Source organism: Pantoea sp. AS142, assembly GCF_037152305.1.
Taxonomy (GTDB): domain Bacteria; phylum Pseudomonadota; class Gammaproteobacteria; order Enterobacterales; family Enterobacteriaceae; genus Pantoea.
Genome location: NZ_JBBCMO010000009.1, coordinates 51826 through 74861, shown reverse-complemented (window position 1 = coordinate 74861; position 23036 = coordinate 51826). Strand labels below are relative to the sequence as shown.

General features: G+C 56.2%; 22 protein-coding genes and 1 pseudogene. 8 read left to right on the top strand and 15 right to left on the bottom strand.

Features of this window, described 5'->3' with window-relative positions; all coding sequences use genetic code 11:
• Positions 1–2 precede the first annotated feature (2 nt).
• The 4 genes and pseudogenes from WFO64_RS16285 to WFO64_RS16265 form a co-directional block, all read right to left on the bottom strand.
• A pseudogene (locus WFO64_RS16285) lies at positions 3–612 on the bottom strand (SDR family oxidoreductase).
• Positions 613–731: 119 nt separating this feature from the next.
• Entirely contained in the window at positions 732–1541 is an 810-nt protein-coding gene (gene speD, locus WFO64_RS16275) for an adenosylmethionine decarboxylase (protein WP_337013109.1), read from the bottom strand.
• 28 nt (positions 1542–1569) lie between these two features.
• The gene (gene speE / locus WFO64_RS16270) at positions 1570–2433 is read right to left on the bottom strand and encodes a polyamine aminopropyltransferase (protein ID WP_337013108.1); all 864 of its coding nucleotides are present in this window, start codon (positions 2431–2433) and stop codon (positions 1570–1572) included.
• 102 nt (positions 2434–2535) lie between these two features.
• A complete protein-coding gene (locus WFO64_RS16265; RefSeq protein ID WP_150010759.1) occupies positions 2536–2883 on the bottom strand; it encodes a YacC family pilotin-like protein in 348 nt (115 codons plus the stop codon).
• 180 nt (positions 2884–3063) lie between these two features.
• On the opposite strand from WFO64_RS16265, the gene cueO reads away from it, so the two are divergent.
• Positions 3064–4659 (top strand): multicopper oxidase CueO, encoded by a 1596-nt coding sequence (gene cueO / locus WFO64_RS16260; protein ID WP_337013107.1) that lies wholly within the window; start codon positions 3064–3066, stop codon positions 4657–4659.
• Here cueO and WFO64_RS16255 read toward each other — a convergent pair whose 3' ends face one another.
• A complete protein-coding gene (locus tag WFO64_RS16255; protein ID WP_337013106.1) occupies positions 4660–5943 on the bottom strand; it encodes a cystathionine gamma-synthase family protein in 1284 nt (427 codons plus the stop codon).
• Positions 5944–6178: 235 nt separating this feature from the next.
• Here WFO64_RS16255 and hpt point away from each other — a divergent pair, with 235 nt between their 5' ends.
• Positions 6179–6715, top strand: coding sequence for a hypoxanthine phosphoribosyltransferase (gene hpt, locus WFO64_RS16250; protein WP_337013105.1), 537 nt, complete (start codon positions 6179–6181; stop codon positions 6713–6715).
• Positions 6716–6814: 99 nt separating this feature from the next.
• Here hpt and can read toward each other — a convergent pair whose 3' ends face one another.
• Entirely contained in the window at positions 6815–7453 is a 639-nt protein-coding gene (can, locus tag WFO64_RS16245) for a carbonate dehydratase (RefSeq protein WP_337013104.1), read from the bottom strand.
• A gap of 108 nt (positions 7454–7561) precedes the next feature.
• Between can and WFO64_RS16240 the strand changes: the two genes are divergently transcribed.
• The 4 genes from WFO64_RS16240 to WFO64_RS16225 all read left to right on the top strand — a co-directional run bounded on the left by WFO64_RS16240 (position 7562) and on the right by WFO64_RS16225 (position 10678).
• On the top strand, positions 7562–8491 hold the full coding sequence (locus WFO64_RS16240) for an ABC transporter ATP-binding protein (protein WP_283546225.1): 930 nt from the start codon (positions 7562–7564) through the stop codon (positions 8489–8491).
• On the top strand, positions 8488–9258 hold the full coding sequence (locus WFO64_RS16235; RefSeq protein ID WP_337013103.1) for an ABC transporter permease: 771 nt from the start codon (positions 8488–8490) through the stop codon (positions 9256–9258). Before WFO64_RS16240 ends, WFO64_RS16235 begins: the two co-directional genes overlap by 4 nt.
• A 287-nt stretch (positions 9259–9545) precedes the next feature.
• Entirely contained in the window at positions 9546–9908 is a 363-nt protein-coding gene (locus WFO64_RS16230; protein WP_337013102.1) for a hypothetical protein, read from the top strand.
• Between the two features lie 215 nt (positions 9909–10123).
• Positions 10124–10678: a hypothetical protein gene (locus tag WFO64_RS16225; RefSeq protein WP_337013101.1), complete on the top strand. Its 555-nt coding sequence runs from the start codon at positions 10124–10126 to the stop codon at positions 10676–10678.
• 54 nt (positions 10679–10732) lie between these two features.
• Here WFO64_RS16225 and panD read toward each other — a convergent pair whose 3' ends face one another.
• From panD to thpR, 9 genes are all read right to left on the bottom strand, one after another.
• The gene (gene panD / locus WFO64_RS16220; RefSeq protein WP_090964354.1) at positions 10733–11113 is read right to left on the bottom strand and encodes an aspartate 1-decarboxylase; all 381 of its coding nucleotides are present in this window, start codon (positions 11111–11113) and stop codon (positions 10733–10735) included.
• A gap of 46 nt (positions 11114–11159) precedes the next feature.
• Positions 11160–12014: a pantoate--beta-alanine ligase gene (panC, locus tag WFO64_RS16215; RefSeq protein ID WP_337013100.1), complete on the bottom strand. Its 855-nt coding sequence runs from the start codon at positions 12012–12014 to the stop codon at positions 11160–11162.
• 15 nt (positions 12015–12029) lie between these two features.
• Positions 12030–12824, bottom strand: a complete 795-nt coding sequence (panB, locus tag WFO64_RS16210) for a 3-methyl-2-oxobutanoate hydroxymethyltransferase (RefSeq protein WP_337013099.1) — start codon at positions 12822–12824, stop codon at positions 12030–12032.
• Between the two features lie 83 nt (positions 12825–12907).
• Positions 12908–13393 carry a 2-amino-4-hydroxy-6-hydroxymethyldihydropteridine diphosphokinase gene (gene folK, locus WFO64_RS16205; RefSeq protein WP_337013098.1) on the bottom strand — a complete coding sequence of 162 codons (486 nt, stop codon included), beginning with the start codon at positions 13391–13393 and terminating at the stop codon, positions 12908–12910.
• The gene (pcnB, locus tag WFO64_RS16200; RefSeq protein ID WP_337013241.1) at positions 13390–14808 is read right to left on the bottom strand and encodes a polynucleotide adenylyltransferase PcnB; all 1419 of its coding nucleotides are present in this window, start codon (positions 14806–14808) and stop codon (positions 13390–13392) included. The genes folK and pcnB overlap by 4 nt, the downstream gene beginning before the upstream one ends.
• Before the next feature lie 86 nt (positions 14809–14894).
• The gene (gene gluQRS, locus WFO64_RS16195) at positions 14895–15773 is read right to left on the bottom strand and encodes a tRNA glutamyl-Q(34) synthetase GluQRS (RefSeq protein WP_337013097.1); all 879 of its coding nucleotides are present in this window, start codon (positions 15771–15773) and stop codon (positions 14895–14897) included.
• Between the two features lie 73 nt (positions 15774–15846).
• Positions 15847–16302 carry an RNA polymerase-binding protein DksA gene (gene dksA, locus WFO64_RS16190; RefSeq protein ID WP_010254035.1) on the bottom strand — a complete coding sequence of 152 codons (456 nt, stop codon included), beginning with the start codon at positions 16300–16302 and terminating at the stop codon, positions 15847–15849.
• A gap of 248 nt (positions 16303–16550) precedes the next feature.
• Complete coding sequence (gene sfsA, locus WFO64_RS16185) at positions 16551–17255, bottom strand: DNA/RNA nuclease SfsA (RefSeq protein ID WP_337013096.1); 705 nt, start codon at positions 17253–17255, stop codon at positions 16551–16553.
• The gene (gene thpR / locus WFO64_RS16180; RefSeq protein ID WP_337013095.1) at positions 17233–17790 is read right to left on the bottom strand and encodes an RNA 2',3'-cyclic phosphodiesterase; all 558 of its coding nucleotides are present in this window, start codon (positions 17788–17790) and stop codon (positions 17233–17235) included. The genes sfsA and thpR overlap by 23 nt, the downstream gene beginning before the upstream one ends.
• Positions 17791–17826: 36 nt before the next feature.
• On the opposite strand from thpR, the gene hrpB reads away from it, so the two are divergent.
• Positions 17827–20310 (top strand): ATP-dependent helicase HrpB, encoded by a 2484-nt coding sequence (gene hrpB / locus WFO64_RS16175; RefSeq protein ID WP_337013094.1) that lies wholly within the window; start codon positions 17827–17829, stop codon positions 20308–20310.
• 98 nt (positions 20311–20408) lie between these two features.
• Positions 20409–22931, top strand: a complete 2523-nt coding sequence (gene mrcB, locus WFO64_RS16170; RefSeq protein ID WP_337013093.1) for a bifunctional glycosyl transferase/transpeptidase — start codon at positions 20409–20411, stop codon at positions 22929–22931.
• Positions 22932–23036 lie beyond the last annotated feature (105 nt).

Genomic DNA, 23036 nt, shown 5'->3' with positions numbered 1-23036 from the left:
GTTCATTGACTCAGCGATGCACCGCCGCACATCACCAGTTGCTGGCCGGTCATCGCCACAGCCGCTGGGGAGAGCAGGAAATTCACCCGTCCGGCTACTTCCTGCAGCTGAATATAGCGACCCATTGGTGGCAGACGAGGCGGTGAACTGGCCCGGCCCGGCGGTTGCAACATCGGTATTTCGGGGGCACCTGGCGCCACAATATTGGCCGTAATGCCGAACGGTGCCCAGCTTCGTACCCTGCCTGCCGATCATCGCCGATTTGGTGGTCCACATACTGACTGCGGCCCCACCTGTCGTGCGGCGTCCTTGCAGTACGATCCTGCCAGCAGCACTCATCCGGCGGGCAAAATGATTCGCCATCTGTTCTGCAACGGCAACATGCCGTTACCATAAGCGTGCGCTGGCGTTAAGCACCCACTCCCCCAGTGGGGCGGCCTGCGGGAACCTGCACGGTATCGCCCTCTGCGCCGCTGTCGATAACACGCTGAATAGCCTGAGTGGAAAGGAAAATGGCATCTGGAACGGCATCAAAATCAATGCTGTTAATACTTGCCATTTTTTCTGCCTGAAGGTGTATGAGAGGCAAGCATCCAGCGCAGAACATAACATTCCCGAGGCGGATAATGATTGTTTTCGAACAGAGAATTCCGGTAGTCGCCGTACTGTGAAAAAAGTGGGCGGGGGGGAAGACGCGCACGTCACGGATTGTAACGCTGCGCGTCGGGTAATCAGAGTGTCTTCAGACCCATAGAGGGAATATTTCTGCCGTAATAGATCTCACGCATCTCTTTCCACAACAGGTCAGTAATGCGCTTATGCTCCTGCGGGCTGAGGTCTTCCGGGCGGGTATTAAACAAATAGTGTTTAAGGTCGAACTCTTTCAGCAACATCTTGGTATGGAAGATGTTTTCCTGATAGACATTCACATCCACCATGTCATACATCGCTTTCATATCGTCAGACATAAAATTCTGAATCGAAGTGATCTCGTGATCGATAAAGTGCTTCATCCCTTTCACGTCACGAGTGAAACCGCGCACCCGGTAATCGACGGTGACAATGTCTGACTCCAGCTGGTGGATCAGGTAGTTCAGCGCCTTAAGCGGTGAAATCACGCCGCAGGTTGAGACTTCAATGTCCGCACGGAAAGTGCACAGCCCGCCTTCCGGGTGGCTCTCCGGATAGGTATGCACGCAGATATGGCTTTTGTCGAGATGCGCCACCACCGAGTTTGGCAGCGGGCCTGGATGCTCGGAATTGTCGATATCTTTGGGATCGATCGGCTCTTCGCTCACCAGAATCGTGACGCTGGCCCCCTGCGGTTCATAATCCTGGCGCGCAATGTTAAGCACGTTAGCCCCGATGATTGAGCAGGTCTCCGTCAGGATTTCTGTCAGGCGGTTAGCGTTATATTGTTCGTCAATGTAGGCGATGTAACCATCGCGTTCAGCTTCAGTATTCGCATAGCAGATATCGTAAATACAAAAACTCAGGCTTTTCGTCAGGTTGTTGAAGCCGTGTAGTTTTAGCTTTTGCAATTTCGGTCACCCCCTTAGAAATGCACTATCAGCCCGCGGCAGATAACGCATTCAACAGATATTGCGGCAGGGCAAAGCTGCCGGTATGGATTGCTGGCGTGTAGTATCGGCAGGTCAGGCCAGCAGTCCCGAAACGCGCCTGCAGGGTCGCAATATCAGGCTGGCGCAGCGCCGGATTATCACTCGCCCAGGCAAAGGTCATGATGCCGCCATAGTAGGTCGGAATCGCCGCCTGATAGAAGCTGACATCCGTAAAGTAATGCCCCAGCTTGCGATGGCTGTTAACGGCCTCATCCTGCTGCAGAAAGCAGACGCCATTCTGCGCGACAAAGATGCCATTTTCATTAAGGGCCGCTTTGCAACCGGCATAAAATTCTGAAGTAAACAGACTCTCGCCCGGACCAATCGGATCGGTGCAGTCGGAAATGATGATATCGAACGTGTCCTGCGTCTGGTTAACGAAGTTAACCCCGTCATCAATCACCAGCGTAAAGCGCGGATCGTCATAGGCGCCTGCGCTGTGATTCGGCAGATACTGGCGACAAAAGGTGACCACGCCCGCATCGATCTCTACCATGGTAATCTTTTCGACCTCCGGATGACGTGACACCTCACGCAGCATTGCGCCATCACCGCCGCCGATGATCAGAACGCTCTTCGCCGCACCGTGCGCCAGCAGCGGAACGTGGGTCATCATTTCATGGTAGATAAATTCGTCTCGTTCGGTGGTCTGCACCACGCCGTCCAGCGCCATAACACGGCCCATCGCGGCATTTTCGAAAATGATTAAATCCTGATGCGCAGTCTTCTCACGGTACAACTCTTTATCTACCGTGAAATACTGGCCAAAACCGGCATGAAGGGTTTCATACCACGTTTCATTGTGGGCCATGGTGCTCTCCTCTGATGACATCGCCATGAAGATGGGCGGCACATGATAGCTAACACTGACCGTGGTTGCACGGTCAATGTCCGGCAGCAGAGGGCAGAATCGTTACCTGACGTAGGCCAGCAGGCTTAGCGAATCCCGGGCCAGTGACTTACATTTTTTGTCGTTGGTGATGGCAATGCCGCTGAGATCGCGATAGCTATCTTCACCCAGCGCCTTCATGTTGTAATTGCTGTAGTTACTGAGATCCCAGCGGTTCTGCTGAGCAAAAAAGACCAGCGCTTTACGAATCTGCGCGTCCGGTAAATCCTGATAGCCGCAATCATTTTTCAGATAGACGAAAACCGCCGTAAGATCGGCCAGATCTTCCGCTTCGGATTCGCTCAGGGCAAAACTGGTGGAGGAGAAGCCAAGGAGTCCCGTCAACAGCAGGATCTTGATGCTTTGCTTCATAGTCGTTCTCTTCAATGGATATTGTTAATGACGTTAGCACAGTTGCTCTCAGGTTTTCGATTAATTTGCCGCGGGCACGTTCCGGCTGCACTTTTTGAGTCTTTTTCGGGGGCCAATTATTGACCTTGCCCTAAGGGCAGGGTTTAGGCTTTCTGTTCCCATGTGACAAGGATGATTATCATGCAACGACGATACTTTTTGAAAATGACGGCTGCACTCAGTGCAGCTGGTGCTCTGCCGCTCTGGAGCCGTTCGCTGATGGCTGCCACTCGTCCGCTGTTGCCGATCCCGCCTCTGCTGGAACCCGATGCAAGGGGCAGTTACAGCCTTACGGCGATGCAGGGCACCACCCAGTGGAACGGCAAAGCGGTGCCAACCTGGGGCTATAACGGTAGCCTGCTGGGGCCGGTATTGAAGTTGCAGAGCGGTAAACCGGTGACGGTGAACATCCATAACCGGCTCAGCGAAGCGACAACCCTGCACTGGCATGGGCTGGAAATTCCTGGCGTAGTGGATGGTGGCCCGCAGGCGGTAATTGCGCCAGGCGGCTCGCGTCAGGTCTCCTTTACGCCCGATCAACCCGCCGCGACCTGCTGGTATCACCCGCATCAGCACGGCAAGACCGGGCATCAGGTGGCGCAGGGGCTGGCGGGATTGATCCTGCTGGAAGACAAAGAGAGCGGAACACTGCGATTGCCCACGCAGTGGGGCGTAGATGATGTGCCACTGATTTTTCAGGATAAACAGCTGACCAAAGAGGGCAGCCGCATCGATTATCAGCTCGACGTGATGCGCGCGGCGGTAGGCTGGTTTGGTGACATGATGCTGACCAATGGCGTCCAGTATCCGCAGCATGCAGTGCCGCGCGGCTGGTTGCGTCTGCGTCTGCTCAACGGTTGTAATGCCCGTTCGCTGCACATCGCCGCCAGCGATCGCCGTCCTCTCTATGTGATCGCCAGCGATGGTGGCCTGCTGGCTGAGCCGGTGAAGCTCGACGCGCTGCCAATCCTGCCGGGCGAGCGTTTTGAGGTGATGATCGATACCTCTGACGGTAAGAGCTTTGATCTGATGACGTTGCCGACCGAACAGATGGGCATGACGCTGCCGCCGTTTGACCAGCCTCTGCCCCTGGTTCAGATCCTGCCGCTGCGGGTGATGGCCAGCGCCACGCTGCCAGATCAGCTGGCAACGTTGCCCGCGCTGCTATCAACCGATGGGCTGACGACACGCTGGCTACAGCTGATGATGGACCCGCAGCTGGATCAACAGGGAATGCAGGCGCTGATGCAGCGCTACGGCGAAAAAGCGATGGGTAACGGCACTCATCACGCGATGCCGCAGATGCACGAAAAAACGGCTGCACAGCCGATGCCGCCGATGGAAAACAGGGATCACAGCATGCACGGCATGGCACAGCCCGCAGGTTACGATTTCCGGAACGGCAACAAGATTAATGGCCAGGCTTTTGATATGACGAAGCCGTCGTTTGCGGTGAAGCTGGGTGATTATGAGAAGTGGACCATTTCCGGTGAAGGTGACGCGATGCTGCATCCGTTCCACATTCACGGTACCCAGTTCCGTATTCTCTCCGAGAACGGCAAACCTCCGGCCCCTCATCGTCAGGGCTGGAAAGATATGGTGAATGTCGACGGCTGGCGAAGTGAAGTGCTGGTACGCTTCAACTATGTCGCCGCCGCCGAGCACGCTTATATGGCCCACTGTCATCTGCTGGAGCATGAAGACACCGGCATGATGCTGGGCTTTACTGTGAGCTGATCACGCCTGATCCAGCGCCAGCTTCACATCTTCAATCAGGTCGCCAGCGTTCTCAATGCCAATCGACAGCCGCACCGTGGCGTCAGTAATGCCAATACGCTGACGCACCGCCTGCGGCACGCCGGAGTGGGTGGTGCTGCCAGGATGACTGGCCAGTGATTCGGTGCCGCCCAGACTCACCGCCTGCTTAAACAGCGACAGCGCATTGAGAAAACGAAACGCAGCGGGCTGACCGCCGATGATATCAAATGAGAAGGTCGAACCGGCGCCGCTACACTGCTCACGATACGTTTTCCCTTCGGCGCTCTCCGCATCAAGATAGGGCAGCCAGTGCAGCTTCGCCACTTTCGGGTGATCGCGCAGAAACGCTGCGACCGCTTCCGCATTCTGCCAGGCTTTCTCCATTCGCAGCGACAGCGTTTCCAGCGAGCGGCTGAGCATCCAGCTTGAATGCGGGTCAAGCTGCGTGCCGATTGCGCTCCTCAGGGCGCGCACTTTCGCCATCAGTGTTTTACTGCCCATCGCCGCGCCCGCAATCAGGTCAGAGTGACCGCCCACATACTTTGTCAGCGAGTAGAGCGACAGGTCTGCGCCCAACATCAGCGGCTGCTGGAACAGCGGGCCGAGCAGGGTGTTGTCACAGGCGATAATCGGGCGTGATCCCTGTTGCTGGTCAATCTCATCGGCGATGCGCGCCATCAGACGAATATTGACCAGGCTGTTAGTAGGATTCGCCGGTGTTTCAATCAGGATTACCGCCACCCGGCCCTGGGCCATCGCCTGCTGAGCGGCTTTACGCACTGTGACGTCATCATTCCCGTCGCTGAAACCCACTGCCTGAATATCCAGATTGTGCAGCGTCTTGCTGAGCAGGGTTTCGGTGCCGCCATAGAGCGGCTGGGAGTGCAGAATCACCTCGCCCGGACGGGCAAATGTTAGCAGGGCAGTGGAGATGGCGGCCATGCCGGAAGAGAAAAGCGAACAGCTCTCTGCCTGCTCATAGACTGCCAGACGATCTTCAACGATTTCGCTGTTAGGGTGGTTAAAACGGGAATAGACCAGCCCGCCCGATTTACCTTCCGGTGGCTCACGTCGGCCAGAGACGTAATCAAAGAAATCCCGCCCCTCTTCAGCGCTGTCAAAGACAAAGGTCGAGGTCAGAAACACCGGTGGCTTCACTGCACCCTCAGAGAGGCGAGGATCATAGCCATAGTTCAGCATCTGCGTTTCAGGGTGCAGCGGCCTGTCGCCGATATGTGTTCGTTTGCTTGAAGATGAGGTCATTGTGATCTCCGGCCTGCGGCACGAGTAGGGTAACGATCTGTTGGATAAAGGCTACCACGCAGCGAATCATGCTGGTAAATGCCAGAATGTTCTAAGGTAATGCGCATTTCAGCCACCGTCAGGCTGCGGCTAATAATTTTCGCGACGTAATCGTTTGCTTGTGGTGCCGCACAGCCGTCACGCCTGTGTCTATGATAGACTTCCGGGCTTTTCTGACGTAACCGGGCTGAACGCAATGAAACACACTGTTGAAGTGATGATCCCTGAACAGGCAATCGCCACGCGCATCGCTGAGCTGGGCAAAGAGATTAACGACCACTACCGCGACAGCGGCAGCGATATGGTGCTGGTGGGGCTGCTGCGCGGCTCCTTTATGTTTATGGCTGATCTCTGTCGCGCCATTCATGTGCCACATGAAGTCGACTTTATGACGGCATCCAGTTACGGCAGCGGCATGTCCAGCACGCGTGATGTGAAAATCCTGAAAGACCTGGATGAAGACATTCGTGGCAAGGATGTGCTGATCGTCGAAGATATCATCGACTCCGGTAACACCCTGAGCAAAGTGCGTGAGATTCTGCGGCTGCGTCAGCCCAAATCACTGGCGATCTGTACCCTGCTGGATAAACCAGAGCGCCGTGAAGTCGAGGTGAACGTGGAGTATGTCGGCTTTGCTATTCCGGATGAGTTCGTGGTGGGCTTTGGTATCGACTATGCTCAGCACTATCGTCATCTGCCTTATATCGGCAAAGTGGTGCCGCTGGAATCCTGATACCGTTCTGACCGCACATTCTTCCAGGGCCTGCACCTGTTGCCTGGTGTAGGCTATGTTGCGCTTTACGCCGCGATCGGCTCAGGCCTCGCCGTCCAGCTACAGATTAGCAATGCCGTGACGGTAGCGCTGCTCAAGGGTCTCCCGGCTGTTTGCCGTAACGTCAAGGTTACGCAGACAGCCGTCCTGAATGCCGTATACCCAGCCGTGCAGGGAGACATTCTTTCCGCGTTTCCACGCCGATTGCAGGACGGTCGAGTGCCCCAGGTTATAGACTTGTTCAATAACGTTGATTTCGCACAGTTTGTCCAGGCGCTTATCCGGCGAGAGTTCCCCCAGCAACACGCTATGCTTGTACCAGAGGTCGCGGATGTGCAGCAGCCAGTTGTCGATTAATCCCAGCTCCGGATTATCCATCGCCGCCTGCACACCCCCGCAGCCGTAGTGGCCGCACACGATAACGTGTTCCACTTCCAGCACTTCGATAGCGTACTGCACTACGGAGAGACAATTCAGATCGGTGTGGATCACCAGATTGGCAACGTTGCGGTGAACGAAAAGTTCGCCCGGTTCCAGTCCGGTCAGACGTTCGGCAGGAACACGGCTGTCAGAACAGCCAATCCACAGGAAGCGCGGTTTTTGCGTCTGGGCGAGCCGCTCAAAAAAGCTGGGATCTTCTTCAACCAGCAATTTTGACCATTCGCGGTTGTTTCTGATCAGGGTATTGATGTCTGTCATGGCGTTGAGCGACCGGTTACTGCGCAGAGTGCGCGCGCGTACTATATGCCAGGGCCTGATAAATTTAAACGGCATTGCAATGCCATCAAAACAGGGTATGGATGCAGAATGACTTATGCACTGGAACTTTCCCGGCTAACCAAGACCTATCCCGGCGGCGTGCAGGCGCTGAAGGGCATCGATCTTAACGTTGAAGCGGGTGACTTTTATGCGCTGCTGGGACCAAACGGTGCCGGTAAATCAACCACCATTGGCATCATCAGTTCGCTGGTTAACAAATCCGAGGGTAGCGTGCGGGTGTTTGGCTACGATCTGGAAAAAGATGTGGTGAATGCCAAACGTCAGCTTGGCCTGGTGCCGCAGGAATTTAACTTCAACCCGTTTGAGACGGTGATGCAAATCGTTGTTAACCAGGCGGGTTATTACGGCGTCGAGCGTCGTGAAGCCAACGAGCGGGCAGAGAAGTATCTGAAGCAGCTCGATCTGTGGGGCAAACGCAGTGAACGTGCGCGCATGCTCTCAGGCGGGATGAAGCGCCGCCTGATGATCGCCCGCGCACTGATGCATGAGCCTAAACTGCTGATTCTGGATGAACCCACGGCCGGGGTCGATATCGAACTTCGACGCTCAATGTGGGTGTTCCTGAAAGATCTCAATGCTAAAGGCACCACCATTATTCTGACAACCCACTATCTGGAAGAGGCGGAGATGCTGTGCCGCAACATCGGCATCATCCAGAGCGGTGAGCTGGTAGAGAACACCTCGATGAAAGCGCTGCTCTCCAAGCTCAAATCAGAAACCTTTATCCTGGATCTGGCACCGCGCAGTCCACTGCCTAAGCTGGAAGGGTTTCAGTACCGGCTGACCGATACCTCAACGCTCGAAGTGGAAGTGCTGCGTGAGCAGGGGCTTAACAGCGTTTTCAGCCAGCTTAGCGCACAGGGTGTGCAGGTACTGAGTATGCGCAATAAAGCCAACCGTCTGGAAGAGCTATTCGTTGGCCTGACGACGCAGGGAAAAACAGGAGCAAAAGCATGACACATCTGTACTGGGTGGCGCTGAAGAGTATCTGGGCCAAAGAGGTTAACCGTTTCGCCCGTATCTGGATTCAGACGCTGGTGCCGCCGGTGATCACCATGACGCTCTATTTCATCATCTTTGGCAACCTGATTGGGTCGCGCATCGGTGAGATGCACGGCTTCAGCTATATGCAGTTCATCGTGCCGGGATTGATCATGATGGCGGTCATCACCAACGCCTATGCCAACGTGGCGTCGTCGTTCTTCAGCGCTAAGTTCCAGCGCAACATAGAAGAGTTGCTGGTCGCGCCGGTGCCGACCCACATTATTATTGCCGGTTATGTTGGCGGCGGCGTCGCGCGTGGTGTCTGCGTAGGTATTTTGGTGACGGCCATCTCGCTGTTCTTTGTGCCGTTCCACGTGCATTCCTGGGCAATGGTGGCGATCACACTGCTGCTGACTGCAATTCTGTTTTCACTCGCGGGTTTGTTGAATGCTGTCTTTGCGCGCACCTTTGACGATATCAGCCTGATCCCGACCTTTGTGCTGACACCACTGACCTATCTGGGCGGCGTATTCTATTCACTGAGTCTGCTGCCGCCGATCTGGCAGGCTGTCTCTAAACTCAATCCAATTGTTTATATGATTAGCGGCTTCCGTTATGGCTTCCTCGGCATTAATGATGTGCCGCTGGTGTTTACCCTCTCGGTACTGATAGCCTTTATTCTGGTTTTCTACTGGCTGGTCTATGCGCTGATTCAGCGCGGTCGCGGATTACGCACCTGAGAATAAATTGAATGGTAAGGGCCACGCTGCGATAAGGGCGTGGCTTTTTTTTGAGTGGATAAAGATAGCCACAATTAGGGTTGCGACTGGTCTTGAGAATGGCATTAATTGCTGCCTCATCGCTTTTTTGGTCTCCGCCATTGGTAATAGCCTCACCTTCATTCTTCTGGCAAACAATAGCCCTGATTATTATCTGATAGTAATGTAGCTAATGCCGCTATCTTAATGATTTTAAATTATTAAATCTTTTTAAGGATAGCCTCGTAGGGCGGTTATTGGTTTTCAGTGTGAATTATAAAAATACTGCCGAAATAAGGTTATTTCTCTGTTCAGGGATGAAATGGATAAGTGGTGTTTTCGATAAGAAAAATGACTTCTACCTGGGGGCGTTTTTTAGTCAAAAGCAGGAAGGGATGAATCGTATAACATGGATTGATAATCTGTGTGGATTAAGTATTCTCGCAATCATTTTTTTGCATGGCACTATCGACGTACATAATAATGCCGGACATTTTACCGCCTTCGGTAGCCTGTTAAATGAGATAATTTCACCGGTAAGACGGGGACTGATGTGCTTTGTTTCTGGTTTATTTGTCGATGCCGGGTTGAGAAAAGGCCTGGGTGCTTGTTTTAATAACAAGATGGTCTGAATTATTTATCCGTTTGTGATAGGCGTCACAGTCTAAGGCGGGTTAAAAATCGTGTTCAGTTCGATGGAAATACGCCGCAATCACCGATGAATATTATTCTTTCCCATCTGGCAGGTGGCGGAGATATCACCTGATTCCTGCATTCGCTGTTTATCTTCTTTATTGTGATTATCTTTGCCCGTCATTTGCCATTCCTGCTGGTATTTGCCTTCTCTATGACACTGAGCGGGGCGCTGCCGGCGATTGACGCTGATGATGTGTTTGCCAGCTTCAACAATGCGCCTATTAACAAATCACTGTATCTATTTGTTTTCTTCTATCCTGGCGATTACGTGGTAAGAAAGCAGGGAGAGATCGCGGGGAAACTGCAGCATGGCCTGACGCTGTTTATTTCAGTGATCAGTTTTGTGCCACTCTCCTGCCTGAATATCTTTGTACCGGACCCTCATTCCCAGGCGTTATTATCACCGCTTGCACTATTATCGGTTCTGTTTTTTGTCTGGATTGCGCTGAAGCTGAAGTCTGAACTGGTCTGCTACATTGGCCTCAATTCTATCGTCTTCTACCTGTCGCATTATCTGGAAATTCAGTTCTTCAGTAAGATTGTGAAGTTTGAAAGCCCGTCAGCCTGGGTGAATGACCTGAAGTTTATTTCGGCGTTTATGATGGCGTTGGCGTGGACAGTGTGTCTGATGAGAAAACGCGGCGGGTTTAATTTCCTCTTAACGATGAAAAAGTCATCGATGCCAATGACAACCAAACCGGTTTAATTGCGGAAGCAGAAATGAAAAGGGCCGTCCGTTTTACCGGCGGCCCTTTCTTAATCAGGCGATCTGCACGGGCAGCGCTTTCGCCAGACGCTTCATCTGGTTGTCACCTTCAAAATAGGCGACCTTAGGCTGCCATTGACGCGCTTCGGCATCTTCTACCTGCACATAAGAGCAGATAATTAAAATATCGCCTTCGCAGGCGCAGCGCGCGGCCGCACCGTTGACAGAAATAATTTTCGAGCCACGCTCAGCCGCGATAGCGTAGGTGGAAAAGCGCTGACCGTTGGTGACGTTATAAATATCGATCGCTTCATATTGCAGAATGCCGGAAGCATCCAGGAAATCCTGATCGATAGCGCAGGAACCTTCATAATTGAGGTCCGCCTGCGTCACCTTTACGCGGTGCAATTTGCCTTGCAGAACTGTGCGAATCATAGCCAGAAACCTTGTCAGAGAAAAAAATAACCTGCAGCAGGCGTAGTTACTGCGTCAGGTCAACGGTTTGATTATCAATCAGGCGGGCTTTGCCCAGCCAGGCGGCCATCAGCACCACAGCACGCTGGCTGTCCACCGTGAGCGGCTGTAGCGTTTCCGCATCACAAATCGCCAGGCCGTCAGGACGCAATCCCTGTGCCAGCAGTGCCTCACTGGCCGCCTCGATGATCTCTTCAATGTGACGCTCGCCGTTCTCCAGCCGCTGAGCCATCTGGTGCATGACCTGGCTTAGCGCCGGGGCCAGCTTACGCTCATCTGCCGTCAGATAGCCGTTGCGCGAACTCAGCGCCAGGCCATCTTTCGCCCGTACAGTTGGCACGCCAACAATCTCAATGTCGACGCCCATATCAGCCACCATCTTACGAATGATAGCCAGCTGCTGAAAATCCTTTTCACCGAAACAGGCAATATCAGGCTGCACCAGATTAAACAGTTTGCTGACGATGGTCGCCACGCCGCGAAAATGGCCTGGACGCGTGGCCCCTTCCAGAAGGGAAGAGAGCACAGGCACCTCAACAAAGGTCTGATTCTGAGCGCCCTGCGGATAGACTTCAGCAGGTGAGGGAGCAAAGACCACGTCAACTTTATGGCGGTTCAGCTTTTCACAATCTTCCTGCAGCGTACGCGGGTAGCGCGCTAAATCATCGGCGCGATCGAACTGCATCGGATTAACAAAGATCGAAACAATCACGATGTCGCCGCGCGCCCGTGCTTCATCCACCAGCGTCAGATGTCCTTCATGCAGGTTGCCCATGGTGGGCACCAGCGCAATGCGTTTACCCTGCTGGCGCCAGCGACGGACGTCATGGCGCAGCATCAGCAGCGTTTCAATGATCAACACGGTGACTCTCCTGGATTACTGGAAACTGTGCTCTGCCGCCGGGTAAGTACCGGCCTCAACGTCGGCGATATAGTGGCGAATTGCCGCGCGAACGTCGCCGGTCTCCGCCAGGAAATTTTTGGCAAATTTGGGAATATGGCCGCCGGTCACGCCCAGTGCGTCATGCATCACCAGAATCTGACCATCGGTGACGTTACCGGCACCGATACCGATTACCGGGATGGTGAGCGCGTGGGTAATCCGCTGCGCCACCGACACCGGTACGCATTCCAGCACCATCAGCTGTGCGCCGGCGGCTTCCAGCGCCAGCGCATCGGCCAACAGTTGCTCTGCTCCGGCTTCATCACGGCCCTGCACTTTATAGCCGCCAAAGATATTCACCGACTGCGGTGTCAGGCCAAGATGACCACACACCGGCACGGCCCGTTCGGTCAGCATCAGCACTGTCTCAGCCAGCCAGCTGCCGCCTTCCAGTTTCACCATGTTGGCACCGGCACGCATCAGCTGTGCAGCGTTGTCAAAGGTCTGTTGTGGTGTGGCATAACTCATAAACGGCAGGTCGGCCAGCAACAGTGCCTGTGGCGCGCCACGGCGCACGGCGGCGGTGTGATAGGCGATGTCGCTGACCGTGACCGGCAGGGTGGAATCATGCCCCTGTACCGTCATCCCTAAAGAATCACCAACCAGCAGTACCTGTATGCCTTCATCGGCAAACAGACGGGCAAAACTGAAATCGTAGGCGGTCAGCGTCGCGAATTTTTTACCGCTGGCTTTCGCCTGACGCAGATGTGAAATCGTGGTGGTTTTCATGGCGCTCTCAACTCAGGAATTCTGATGGGCGCAGTTTACTGGATAGCGTTAAAGAGCGGAATCAGAGATGTGTATTTGTCTGTTCAGGGGTGCCACAGGGCGATGCTGCTACTGTCGAGGGTGGCCAGAATGGTGCTGAGTGCCCGGCCATCGGGTAAGCGGGCGTCCGGCGCAACCGCCAGCAGCGGCACCAGCATAAAAGCGCGATTCAGCAGATCATAGTGCGGCACAATTAGCCGCTCCGTGTTGATTTGCGCCTCGCCAAACAGCATCAGATCGATATCCAGCGTCCGCGGCCCCCAGCGTTCTGCCTTGCGCACCCGGCCATGCTCCCGCTCAATCCGCTGGGTATGGTCAAGCAGTGCTTCTGCGCTGAGATCGGTCTCCAGCGCCACGGCGGCATTGAGAAAATCGGGTTGATCGGGTGGGCCATAAGGCGGCGTGCGGTAGAACGGTGAGGTGGCGATGCGTTGCGTCTGCGGCAACGCATCAAGTGCCCTCAGCGCGGCATCAACCTGATGCAGCGGATCGGCCAGATTACTGCCTAACGCGAGGTAAACCCGTGTCATGAGACATTCTGGTTGTCACGACGCGGCGCGGAAGGACGGCGGCGCGGACGACGCGATTTATGGCGCGGCACCGGATCGTCACCCAGATTATTCAGCATGTTTTTCTGATGCGGCGGCGCAGCCACCTGGAATTCCCCCCACCACTGGCTCAGCCGCAGCAATTCCGGGTTATTCTCCACTTCCGCTCGCAGCGCCAGCAGATCGTAAGCGGCGCGGAATTTCGGATGTTCCATCAGTTTCCAGGCTCGTTTACCGTGACGGCGCGACATGCGTAACTGCAGCAGCCAGATATCACGGATCAGCGAAGTAATACGTTTCGGAATCGCCAGCGCACGGCAGGCTTCGTCCAGCGTATCGTTCATCGCCATCGCAAAGGCTTCGAAATAGGTCAGGCCACTTTCCTGCGCAATGCGTTCTGCTGTTTCAAGCTGCGGATACCAGAACATCGCTGCAAACAGGAACGCCGGGTTAACGCGCATGTCGTTGTGAATGCGGTTATCGGTGTTTTTCAGCACCTGCGCCAGCATCCTCTCCATATGGCTATCACTGCTTTCCGTAAAGTTGCGCGCCAGCGTCGGGAACAGCGGCTGGAACAGCTGATATTCACACAGCTTGAGATAAGTGCTGTAGCCGTAGCCTGCCTGTAACATTTTCAGCGATTCTTCAAACAGGCGAGCGGGCGGAATATCACGCAACAGCGAGGCCAGACGTGGTATCGGCTCAGCGGTTTCCGGCGCAATGCTCATATTGAGTTTGGCGGCAAAGCGTGCAACGCGCAGCATGCGAACGGGATCTTCGCGGTAGCGTGTTTCCGGATCGCCAATCAGACGAATGATGCCCTGTTCGAGATCGCTGATGCCGCCTACATAGTCACGCACGCTGAAATCGGCCACGCTGTAGTAGAGGCTGTTGATGGTGAGATCGCGGCGCTGGGCATCATCTTCGATAGAGCCGAAGATATTGTCACGCAGCAACATGCCGCTCTGGGCGCGCTGGGAACTGTTGCGATCCTCTTCCGGCTCTTCCGCCTGATGATGTCCGCGGAAGGTGGCGACTTCGATCACTTCCGGGCCAAACATCACGTGTGCCAGACGGAAACGACGGCCGACCAGGCGACAGTTGCGAAACAGCTTGCGCATTTGCTCAGGCGTGGCGTTGGTGGTCACGTCGAAATCTTTGGGTTTTTGCCCCAGTAGCAAATCGCGCACACCACCGCCTACCAGATAGGCTTCATAACCGGCTTTGTTCAGGCGATAGAGCACTTTGAGGGCATTTTCGCTGATGTCTTTACGTGAGATGGTGTGGCTTTCACGAGGGATGATGGTCATCAGATGCTCTGGTTCAACCTCTGCTGGGGCTTCCTCTTCATCACGCTTCAGGACTTTCCGGCAAAAATTAGCTACTCGGGTAAAAATGGGACACCTCGACAGTGGCAATTAGGGTGTAGGTAAAATCAGCGGCTAATCATAGCCTGTTGAGAACCGTTTGAGAATGCTGTTGTCTACGCATCCGGTTTCAGGGCGTTCTGTTGCGGCATCAAAGCCATATTCCACTGCGACACCGCATCAGACAGCAGTTTGTCCTGCGTTAAGTCCTGCCAGCCGCCTGAAACAGGCTGTCCCAGGAAGCGTAACGCCGCCACCAGCAGCGGTCTGGCATCGCTATCCGGTAGCGCAGGGGCATGATTCTGCTTCGACAACTTATTGCCATCGTGGTTAAGCGCCAGCGGCAGATGCAGCCAGGCGGGCACCGGCCAGCCAAATTGCTGATAGAGCGCAATCTGTCGCACCGTTGGCTCAATCAAATCTGCGCCGCGTACCACTTCGGTGATGCCCTGAAAATGATCATCGACGACGACTGCCAGATTGTAGGCAAACAGGCCATCACGGCGATGGATAATAAAATCTTCCTGTGCCAGTCGTCTGTCTGCCTCGGTGCGGCCGCGCAGCCTATCGTCAAACGCAAAGACCGGTGCATGCTGGCGTAACCGCAGCGCGGCATTTTCCGGTCCGCGTTGCCGTTCACGACAGTAACCATCATAGAACCCGCCAATCTGCTGAATACGCCGCCGGGAACAGGTGCAGAAATAGCTCTGCCGATGCTGCTGCAGCCAGGCCAGCGCCTCGCGGTAGGCCTCATGACGCTGTGACTGCCACAGCACCTCTCCATCCCACGCTAATCCGTAATGTTCCAGCTGATGCAGGATACGGCTGGCGGCACCCGGCACTTCTCGTGGCGGATCGATATCTTCAATCCTCACCCGCCAGACGCCGTTTTGCGCGCGGGCGCTCAGGTAACTTCCCAGCGCAGCAATCAGCGAGCCGAAGTGGAGTTCACCAGAGGGAGAAGGGGCGAAGCGACCGATACAGGAGGATGACATAGGTTTCAGAAGTGACCCCGCAGCGGACAGAACAACGGTTGTTCCGCTGCGGGGTAACCGGCTGGACACGGCATCAGCCGGCCATTTGTTTCTCACGAATTTCTGCTAACGTCTTACAGTCGATGCAGAGATCGGCAGTAGGACGTGCTTCGAGACGGCGGATACCAATCTCAACGCCACAGGAATCGCAATAGCCGAAGTCGTCATCTTCGACTTTCTTCAGCGTTTTCTCGATCTTTTTAATCAGTTTACGTTCGCGATCGCGGTTACGCAGCTCCAGGCTGAACTCCTCTTCCTGCGCGGCACGGTCAACCGGGTCCGGGAAGTTAGCGGCTTCATCCTGCATATGCGATACGGTACGATCGACTTCGTCCCGCAATTGATTACGCCAGGCTTCCAGAATCTTGCGAAAATGGGTCAGCTGCGCGTCGTTCATATACTCTTCGCCAGGCTTCACCTGATAAGGTTCAACTCCAGCGATAGAGAGAATACTCAGGGACGATGTTTTACGGTTTTGACCTTCTTGCATGTTGCTTCTCCTGGATAACACGCACTATACCCTTCGAATTTCGTCTCGCAGGGGCCTTGCTGCCAGCCTGTATTTGACGTCTGCGGGGTACATCGATCCCCCATTGGGGAAAAAAACAGGCCGCTATAAATAACAGAAGCAGTCAGGGTTGGCAATTCTTCATGAACACACCTTGACAAGCCTGTGAGGAACAGCGTAATCAGCCCTTTAGCTCAGAACATTCTTAACACATAAAATTGCAAAAGATATTACAAGGTTACGTTGATCGGCGATTTAAGAAACATTCCCTCCGCCGATAAGTCTGCCTGATACGCTAACACCTCTACGCCCTCCTGTTGCGCCTGAGCCAGTTGTTCTGCATACGCCACATCAATGTGACGTGCCGGGGAAACGTCCTCAATCCCCGAGTGCAAAACGGCAAACAACAAAACGGCCCGATGACCCTCTGCCGCGACTGTCGCCAGTTCACGCAGGTGTTTCTGTCCTCGGATCGTCACCGCATCCGGAAAATAACCTTTGCCTTCATGTAGAAGGGTTACGGATTTCACCTCAATATAGCAGTTGCGTCGGGCCTCTGCTTTGAGCAGGAAATCAATTCTGCTTTTTTCACTGCCATACTTCACTTCCGCCTGACGATGGGCGTAACCGGCCAGCGCCGGCAGCCGATCCTGAGCCAGTGCTTCAGCCACCAGCTGGTTGGCGCGCAGGGTATTGACGCAGATCCAGTGGCCCTGTTGCGTTTCGGTCAGCTCCCAGCTGTGGGGGTATTTGCGCGTCAGGCTGTCGGATGTCGAATACCAGACCCGATCGCCTGGCGTGGCGCAGCCGGTCATGGCGCCGGTATTGGCGCAGTGAATCGTCAGAACGTTGCCCTCTGGCGTGACGATATCGGCCAGGAAACGTTTGTAACGGGCAATCAGACGGGCGGGTTTAAGGGGCGGAGAGAAGTGCATGAGGATCCTGAGACGGTAAGGGCCAGCTGGCCATTGCGCGATAGCGGGTACGGCCCCGGGCATATTCAGAGGCGAACAGGGAAAAGGTGGAGACGCGAAAACGCCAGTGAAAGCCGCGCGGCGGTAACGACACCGGCTGAGTAGCGTGGCGTAACAGCGTGATGTGCGGATGAAACGGCTGGGGGCTCTGGTAACAGCCATGCCGGGCGGCTTGCGCCCGCAGCAGGCTGGCGAGCTGCAACAGACCGCGTGGCGCACGCTGGCAGCCGAGCCAGACCACCCCGGGACGCGGCCAGTGTCCGGCATCATCAAGGTCGAGATCAAAGCCGGGTTGGACAATGCGTGAGGCCAGCGTCTGCAGGCGCTGTGAGGTTTCCGGCGCGACCTCACCCAGAAACGCCAGCGTCAGGTGCAGATTGGCCGCGACCACCGGCTGGCCCGTCTCCGCAGGAAAGGTGTCGGCCCGCCAGCGCACCAGCTGTTGCTGCATCTCCTCAGGCAGGCTGATGGCAAAAAATAAGCGTTGTGTTGCCATGGCGCTCTCCGGCAAATATCACGGATGGATGCTACAATGCGCGCCATCTTAGCACAGGCAGAAGCGGAGTTTGCTGTGAGCGATTTACCGGTCAGCGCAGTGCTGCCTGACATCCTGGCGGCGCTGAGTGACGCCTCTCAAATCCTGCTGGCCGCGCCCACTGGCGCGGGCAAATCGACCTGGCTGCCCCTGCAGTTGTTACAGCAGGGGGCGCTGTCGGGACGGATCATTATGCTGGAGCCACGTCGGCTGGCGGCGCGGAATGTGGCGCAGCGGCTGGCGGAGCAGCTTGGCGAACAGCCGGGTGCCACGGTGGGGTTCCGGATGCGTGGCGAAAGCTGCGTCGGGCCACAGACCCGGCTGGAAGTGGTCACCGAAGGAATGCTCACGCGCATGCTTCAGCGCGACCCGATGCTGGAGGGCGTGTCGCTGGTGATCCTCGATGAGTTTCACGAGCGCAGCCTGCAAGCCGATCTGGCGCTGGCGCTGCTGCTCGATGTGCAGCAGGGGCTGCGCGATGACCTGAAGATTATGCTGATGTCCGCCACGCTGGATAATACCCGGCTGGCGACGCTGCTGCCAGATGCGCCGCTGATTGTTTCAGAAGGGCGCAGCTATCCGGTAGAGCGGCGTTATGCGTCGCTGAATCAGAACGTGCGCTTTGAAGAGGCGGTCGCGCGTGAAGTCGCCCAACTGCTTCGGGATGAGAGCGGTTCACTGCTGCTGTTTCTGCCGGGCGTGGCGGAGATCGAACGGGTGAAGCGCGAACTGGAATCACGCATCAGTGACGACGTTGATCTGACACCGCTCTATGGTGCACTGCCGCTGGCGGCGCAGCGCCTGGCTATTCTGCCCGCTGCCGCCGGACGGCGCAAAGTGGTGCTCGCCACAAATATCGCCGAGACCAGCCTGACCATTGAGGGGATTCGGCTGGTGGTCGACAGTGCGCTGGAACGGAGCGCTTTGTTTGACGCCCGTAGCGGCGTGACGCGCTTGCAGACCCAGCGAATCAGCCAGGCGTCGATGATTCAGCGTGCGGGTCGCGCCGGACGACTGATGCCGGGGCTCTGCCTGCATCTGTTGCCTCAGGAGCAGGCATTGCGTGCGGCGGCGCAGAGCGAACCGGAAATCGTTAACAGCGATCTCTCGTCACTGTGGCTTGAGCTGCTGCAGTGGGGCTGTACCCGGCCGCAACAACTGCAGTGGCTGGATCGGCCGCCAGCCAGAAATCTTGCTGCTGCGCAACAGTTGTTAACCCGACTGGGTGCACTGGACAACAACGGTATGCTTAACACGCTGGGACGGCGCATGGCGCAGCTGGGATGTGATCCGAGACTCGCCGCCATGCTGTGTGCCGCGGGTGACGAGCCGGATGCGGTCGCCAGCGCCGCGCTGCTGGTGGCGATTCTGGAAGACCCGCCCCGTAGCGGCAGCGCCGATCTGCGCGATGCCCTGCATCGGCCACAAACTCACGGGCAGCGGCGGGCGCAGCAGTGGCAGCAACGGCTAAAAATCCGGGGTGGCCGGGTTGATGACGATCGTTTTGCCGGATTGCTGGCGGTGGGGTTTGGCGATCGGCTGGCGCGGCGACGCGATCAGAGCGGTCGCTATCAGCTGGCCAACGGGCTGGGTGCCCGACTCGATGAGCAGGATGGCCTGACGCGCAATGAGTGGCTGATTGCTCCCGCCCTGTTGCAGGGCAGTGCGACGCCGGATGCCCGGATGTTGCTGGCACTGCCGGTCGATATTGAAGCGCTGTGCCAGCAGCATCCCGCATTGATTGAGCGCCGGACCGAAGTAGAGTGGGATGAAGAGAAGGGCACGCTGCGTGCGTTCAGACGTGAGCAGATTGGCGCGCTGATACTGAAAACCCAGCCGATGGCGCGCCCGGAACCGGACGTGCTGCACGCAGCCATGCTGCGCTGGATCGCCGAAAAAGGTCTGTCGGTGCTGGGCTGGACGTCGGACGCCCAACAGCTGCGCCTGCGCATCCAGTGTGCGACGCAGTGGCTGCCGGAAGAGAGCTGGCCCGCCACGGATGACGAAAGCCTGCTTGAGAGCCTGCCACAGTGGCTGTTGCCGCAGATGTCAGCGGTGCGCGATCTGCGGAGCCTGCAGGCAGTCAACCTGACCACCGCGCTATTACATTTACTCACATGGTCACAACGTCAGCGGCTGGATACTGTGCTGCCAACTCATTACACTGTGCCGACCGGAAGCCGGCTGCCGATTCGCTATGATGCGGATAAGCCGCCCGCGCTGGCAGTAAGGATTCAGGAGATGTTTGGCGAAGCGCGTAATCCCACGGTGGCGGAAGGACGCATTCCGCTGGTGCTGGAGCTGTTATCGCCCGCCCAGCGCCCGTTGCAGATCACCCGCGATCTGGCGGCGTTCTGGCGAGGTGCCTGGCCGGACGTCAGGAAAGAGATGAAGGGACGTTATCCAAAACATCCCTGGCCAGAGGATCCGGCCACCGCCTTGCCAACAAGGCGAACCAAAAAAATGTCCCCGCAGGGTTGAGTCCGCTGGATCGAATTCAGAGGGTTCTGCCATGCGGCACGCGAGAAAGCAGTTAGAGTAGCGGCGCTGCCGTAAGCACTGCCTGGAGAAGAAAAGTAATGTCTGGGAACGATCGCGAACCAATAGGGCGCAAAGGTAAACCGTTGCCGCCGCGCAGCAGTGCGGGCCGGGGACGACGCAGGGATATCGAACAAGATATCGATCAGGACGATTTTAATGATGACGAGGAGGAAGCGCCGGTGCCACGTAAAGGTAAAGGTGGAAAACCGCCGCGCGGCAAACGCCGTTGGCTGGGATGGGTAATCAAACTGTTCCTGGTGTTTGTGGTGGTCATGGCCGCGTGGGGCATCTACCTCGACTCGGAAATTCGCAGCCGAATTGACGGTAAAGTGTGGCAACTGCCCGCTACTGTCTACGGTCGCATGGTCAGCCTGGAACCGGGCATGGCCTACAACAAAAGTGAAATGGTGGCGCTGCTGGAAGGAACCCAGTACCGCGAAGTCTCCCGGATTACCCGCCCTGGCGAGTTTTCGGTAAAGGGCAATACCATCGATCTACTGCGTCGCCCGTTTGATTTCCCCGACAGTAAAGAGGGGCAGATCCACGCGCGCATGAGCTTCACTAAAGATGAGCTGAGTGAGATTAAAAACCTCGAAACCGGCCGTGATTTTGGCTTTTTCCGCCTTGATCCGCGCCTGATCACCATGCTGCAGTCGCCGAATGGTGAACAGCGACTCTTCGTACCGCGCACCGGTTTCCCGGATCTGCTGGTCGATACGCTGATTGCTACCGAAGATCGCCATTTCTATGAGCATGATGGCATCAGCCCTTACTCCATTGGTCGCGCCTTCCTGGCGAACATCACGGCCGGGAAAGCGGTGCAGGGCGGCAGTACGCTGACGCAGCAGCTGGTGAAGAACCTGTTCCTCACCAACGAACGTTCGCTGTGGCGTAAAGCGCGTGAAGCTTATATGGCGGTGATCATGGATGCGCGCTACAGCAAAGATCGCATTCTGGAGCTTTACCTGAACGAGGTCTATCTCGGTCAGGCAGGCAGCGATCAGATACGCGGTTTCCCGCTGGCGAGCCTTTACTACTTTGGCCGTCCGGTTGATGAGCTGAGTCTGGATCAGCAGGCGATGCTGGTCGGCATGGTTAAAGGGGCGTCGCTCTATAATCCATGGCGTAACCCGAAACTGGCGCTGGAACGCCGCAACCTGGTGCTGCGCCTGTTACAGCAGCAGAAAGTGATCGACCAGGAACTGTATGACATGCTGTCGGCCCGTCCGCTGGGGGTGCAGCCGAAAGGCGGCGTGATCACGCCGCAGCCTGCTTTTATGCAGATGGTGCGTAACGAGCTTCAGGCGAAACTGGGCGACAAAGTGAAAGATCTCTCCGGCGTGAAAATCTTCACCACGCTGGACCCGGTGTCGCAGGATGCGGCCGAAAAAGCGGTGATTGATGGTATTCCGACGCTAAAAAAACAGCGTGGTCTGAAAGATCTGGAAACCGCGATGGTGGTAGTTGACCGCTTCAGCGGAGAAGTCCGTGCCATGGTCGGCGGTGCCGATCCGCAGTATGCCGGTTATAACCGGGCAATCCAGGCGCGCCGCTCTATCGGCTCACTGGCGAAACCGGCAACTTACCTGACCGCGCTGAGCCAGCCAAACAGCTACCGGCTGAATAGCTGGATCGCCGATGAGCCGATTGCGCTGAAGCAGCCAAACGGCAGCATCTGGAAACCGATGAACGACGATCGTCGCTTCAGCGGAAAAGTGATGCTGGTCGATGCGCTGACCAACTCAATGAACGTGCCGACGGTTAACCTCGGCATGACGCTGGGGCTGGATGCGGTAGTCGACACCTGGAACAAACTGGGCGTGCCGAAAGAGCAGCTGCATCCGGTTCCGGCGATGCTGCTGGGTGCTTTAAATCTGACGCCGGTTGAAGTGGCGCAGGCGTTCCAGTCGATCGCCAGCGGCGGCAACCGCGCGTCGCTGTCAGCGGTGCGTTCAGTGATTGCAGAAGATGGCAGCGTGCTCTATCAGAGCTATCCGCAGGCGCAGCGTGTTGAACCGGCGCAGGCGGCTTATCTGACGCTTTACACTATGCAGCAGGTGGCTGACCACGGTACCGCCCGTGCGCTGGGCGCGCGTTTCCCGAATGCGCATCTGGCTGGCAAAACCGGTACCACCAACGATCTGGTCGACAGCTGGTTTGCCGGTATTGATGGCAAAGAAGTGGCGATCACCTGGGTAGGACGCGATAACAACCAACCGACCAAACTCTATGGTGCCAGTGGCGCGATGCAGCTCTACCGCCGCTATCTCGACATTCAGGCACCGATGCCGTTGCAGCTGACGCCACCGGAAGATGTGTCGCTGATGAATGTGGACTCGGCGGGTAACTTTGTCTGTGGCACCGGCAGCAGCACCTGGCGTTCTCTGCCGGTGTGGGCGCTGGATCCGAATGCGCTGTGTCAGCAACAGCAACAGCAGGTTCAGCAGCAGCAACAGCTGTTTGATCAGCAGCAGCAGCAGCAACAACCGGCTCAGCAACCGCAGGAGCAGAAAGATAGCGACGGCGTAGCAGGGTGGATAAAAGATATGTTTGGCAAATAAATCAGTCAGACAGGTTAAAAAGGGCGCTTCGGCGCCCTTTTTCTGTTTGTCATCACTATGTATCAACCGGGCTGCAAACGGCGTCACGGCTGGGATTACTTCTTG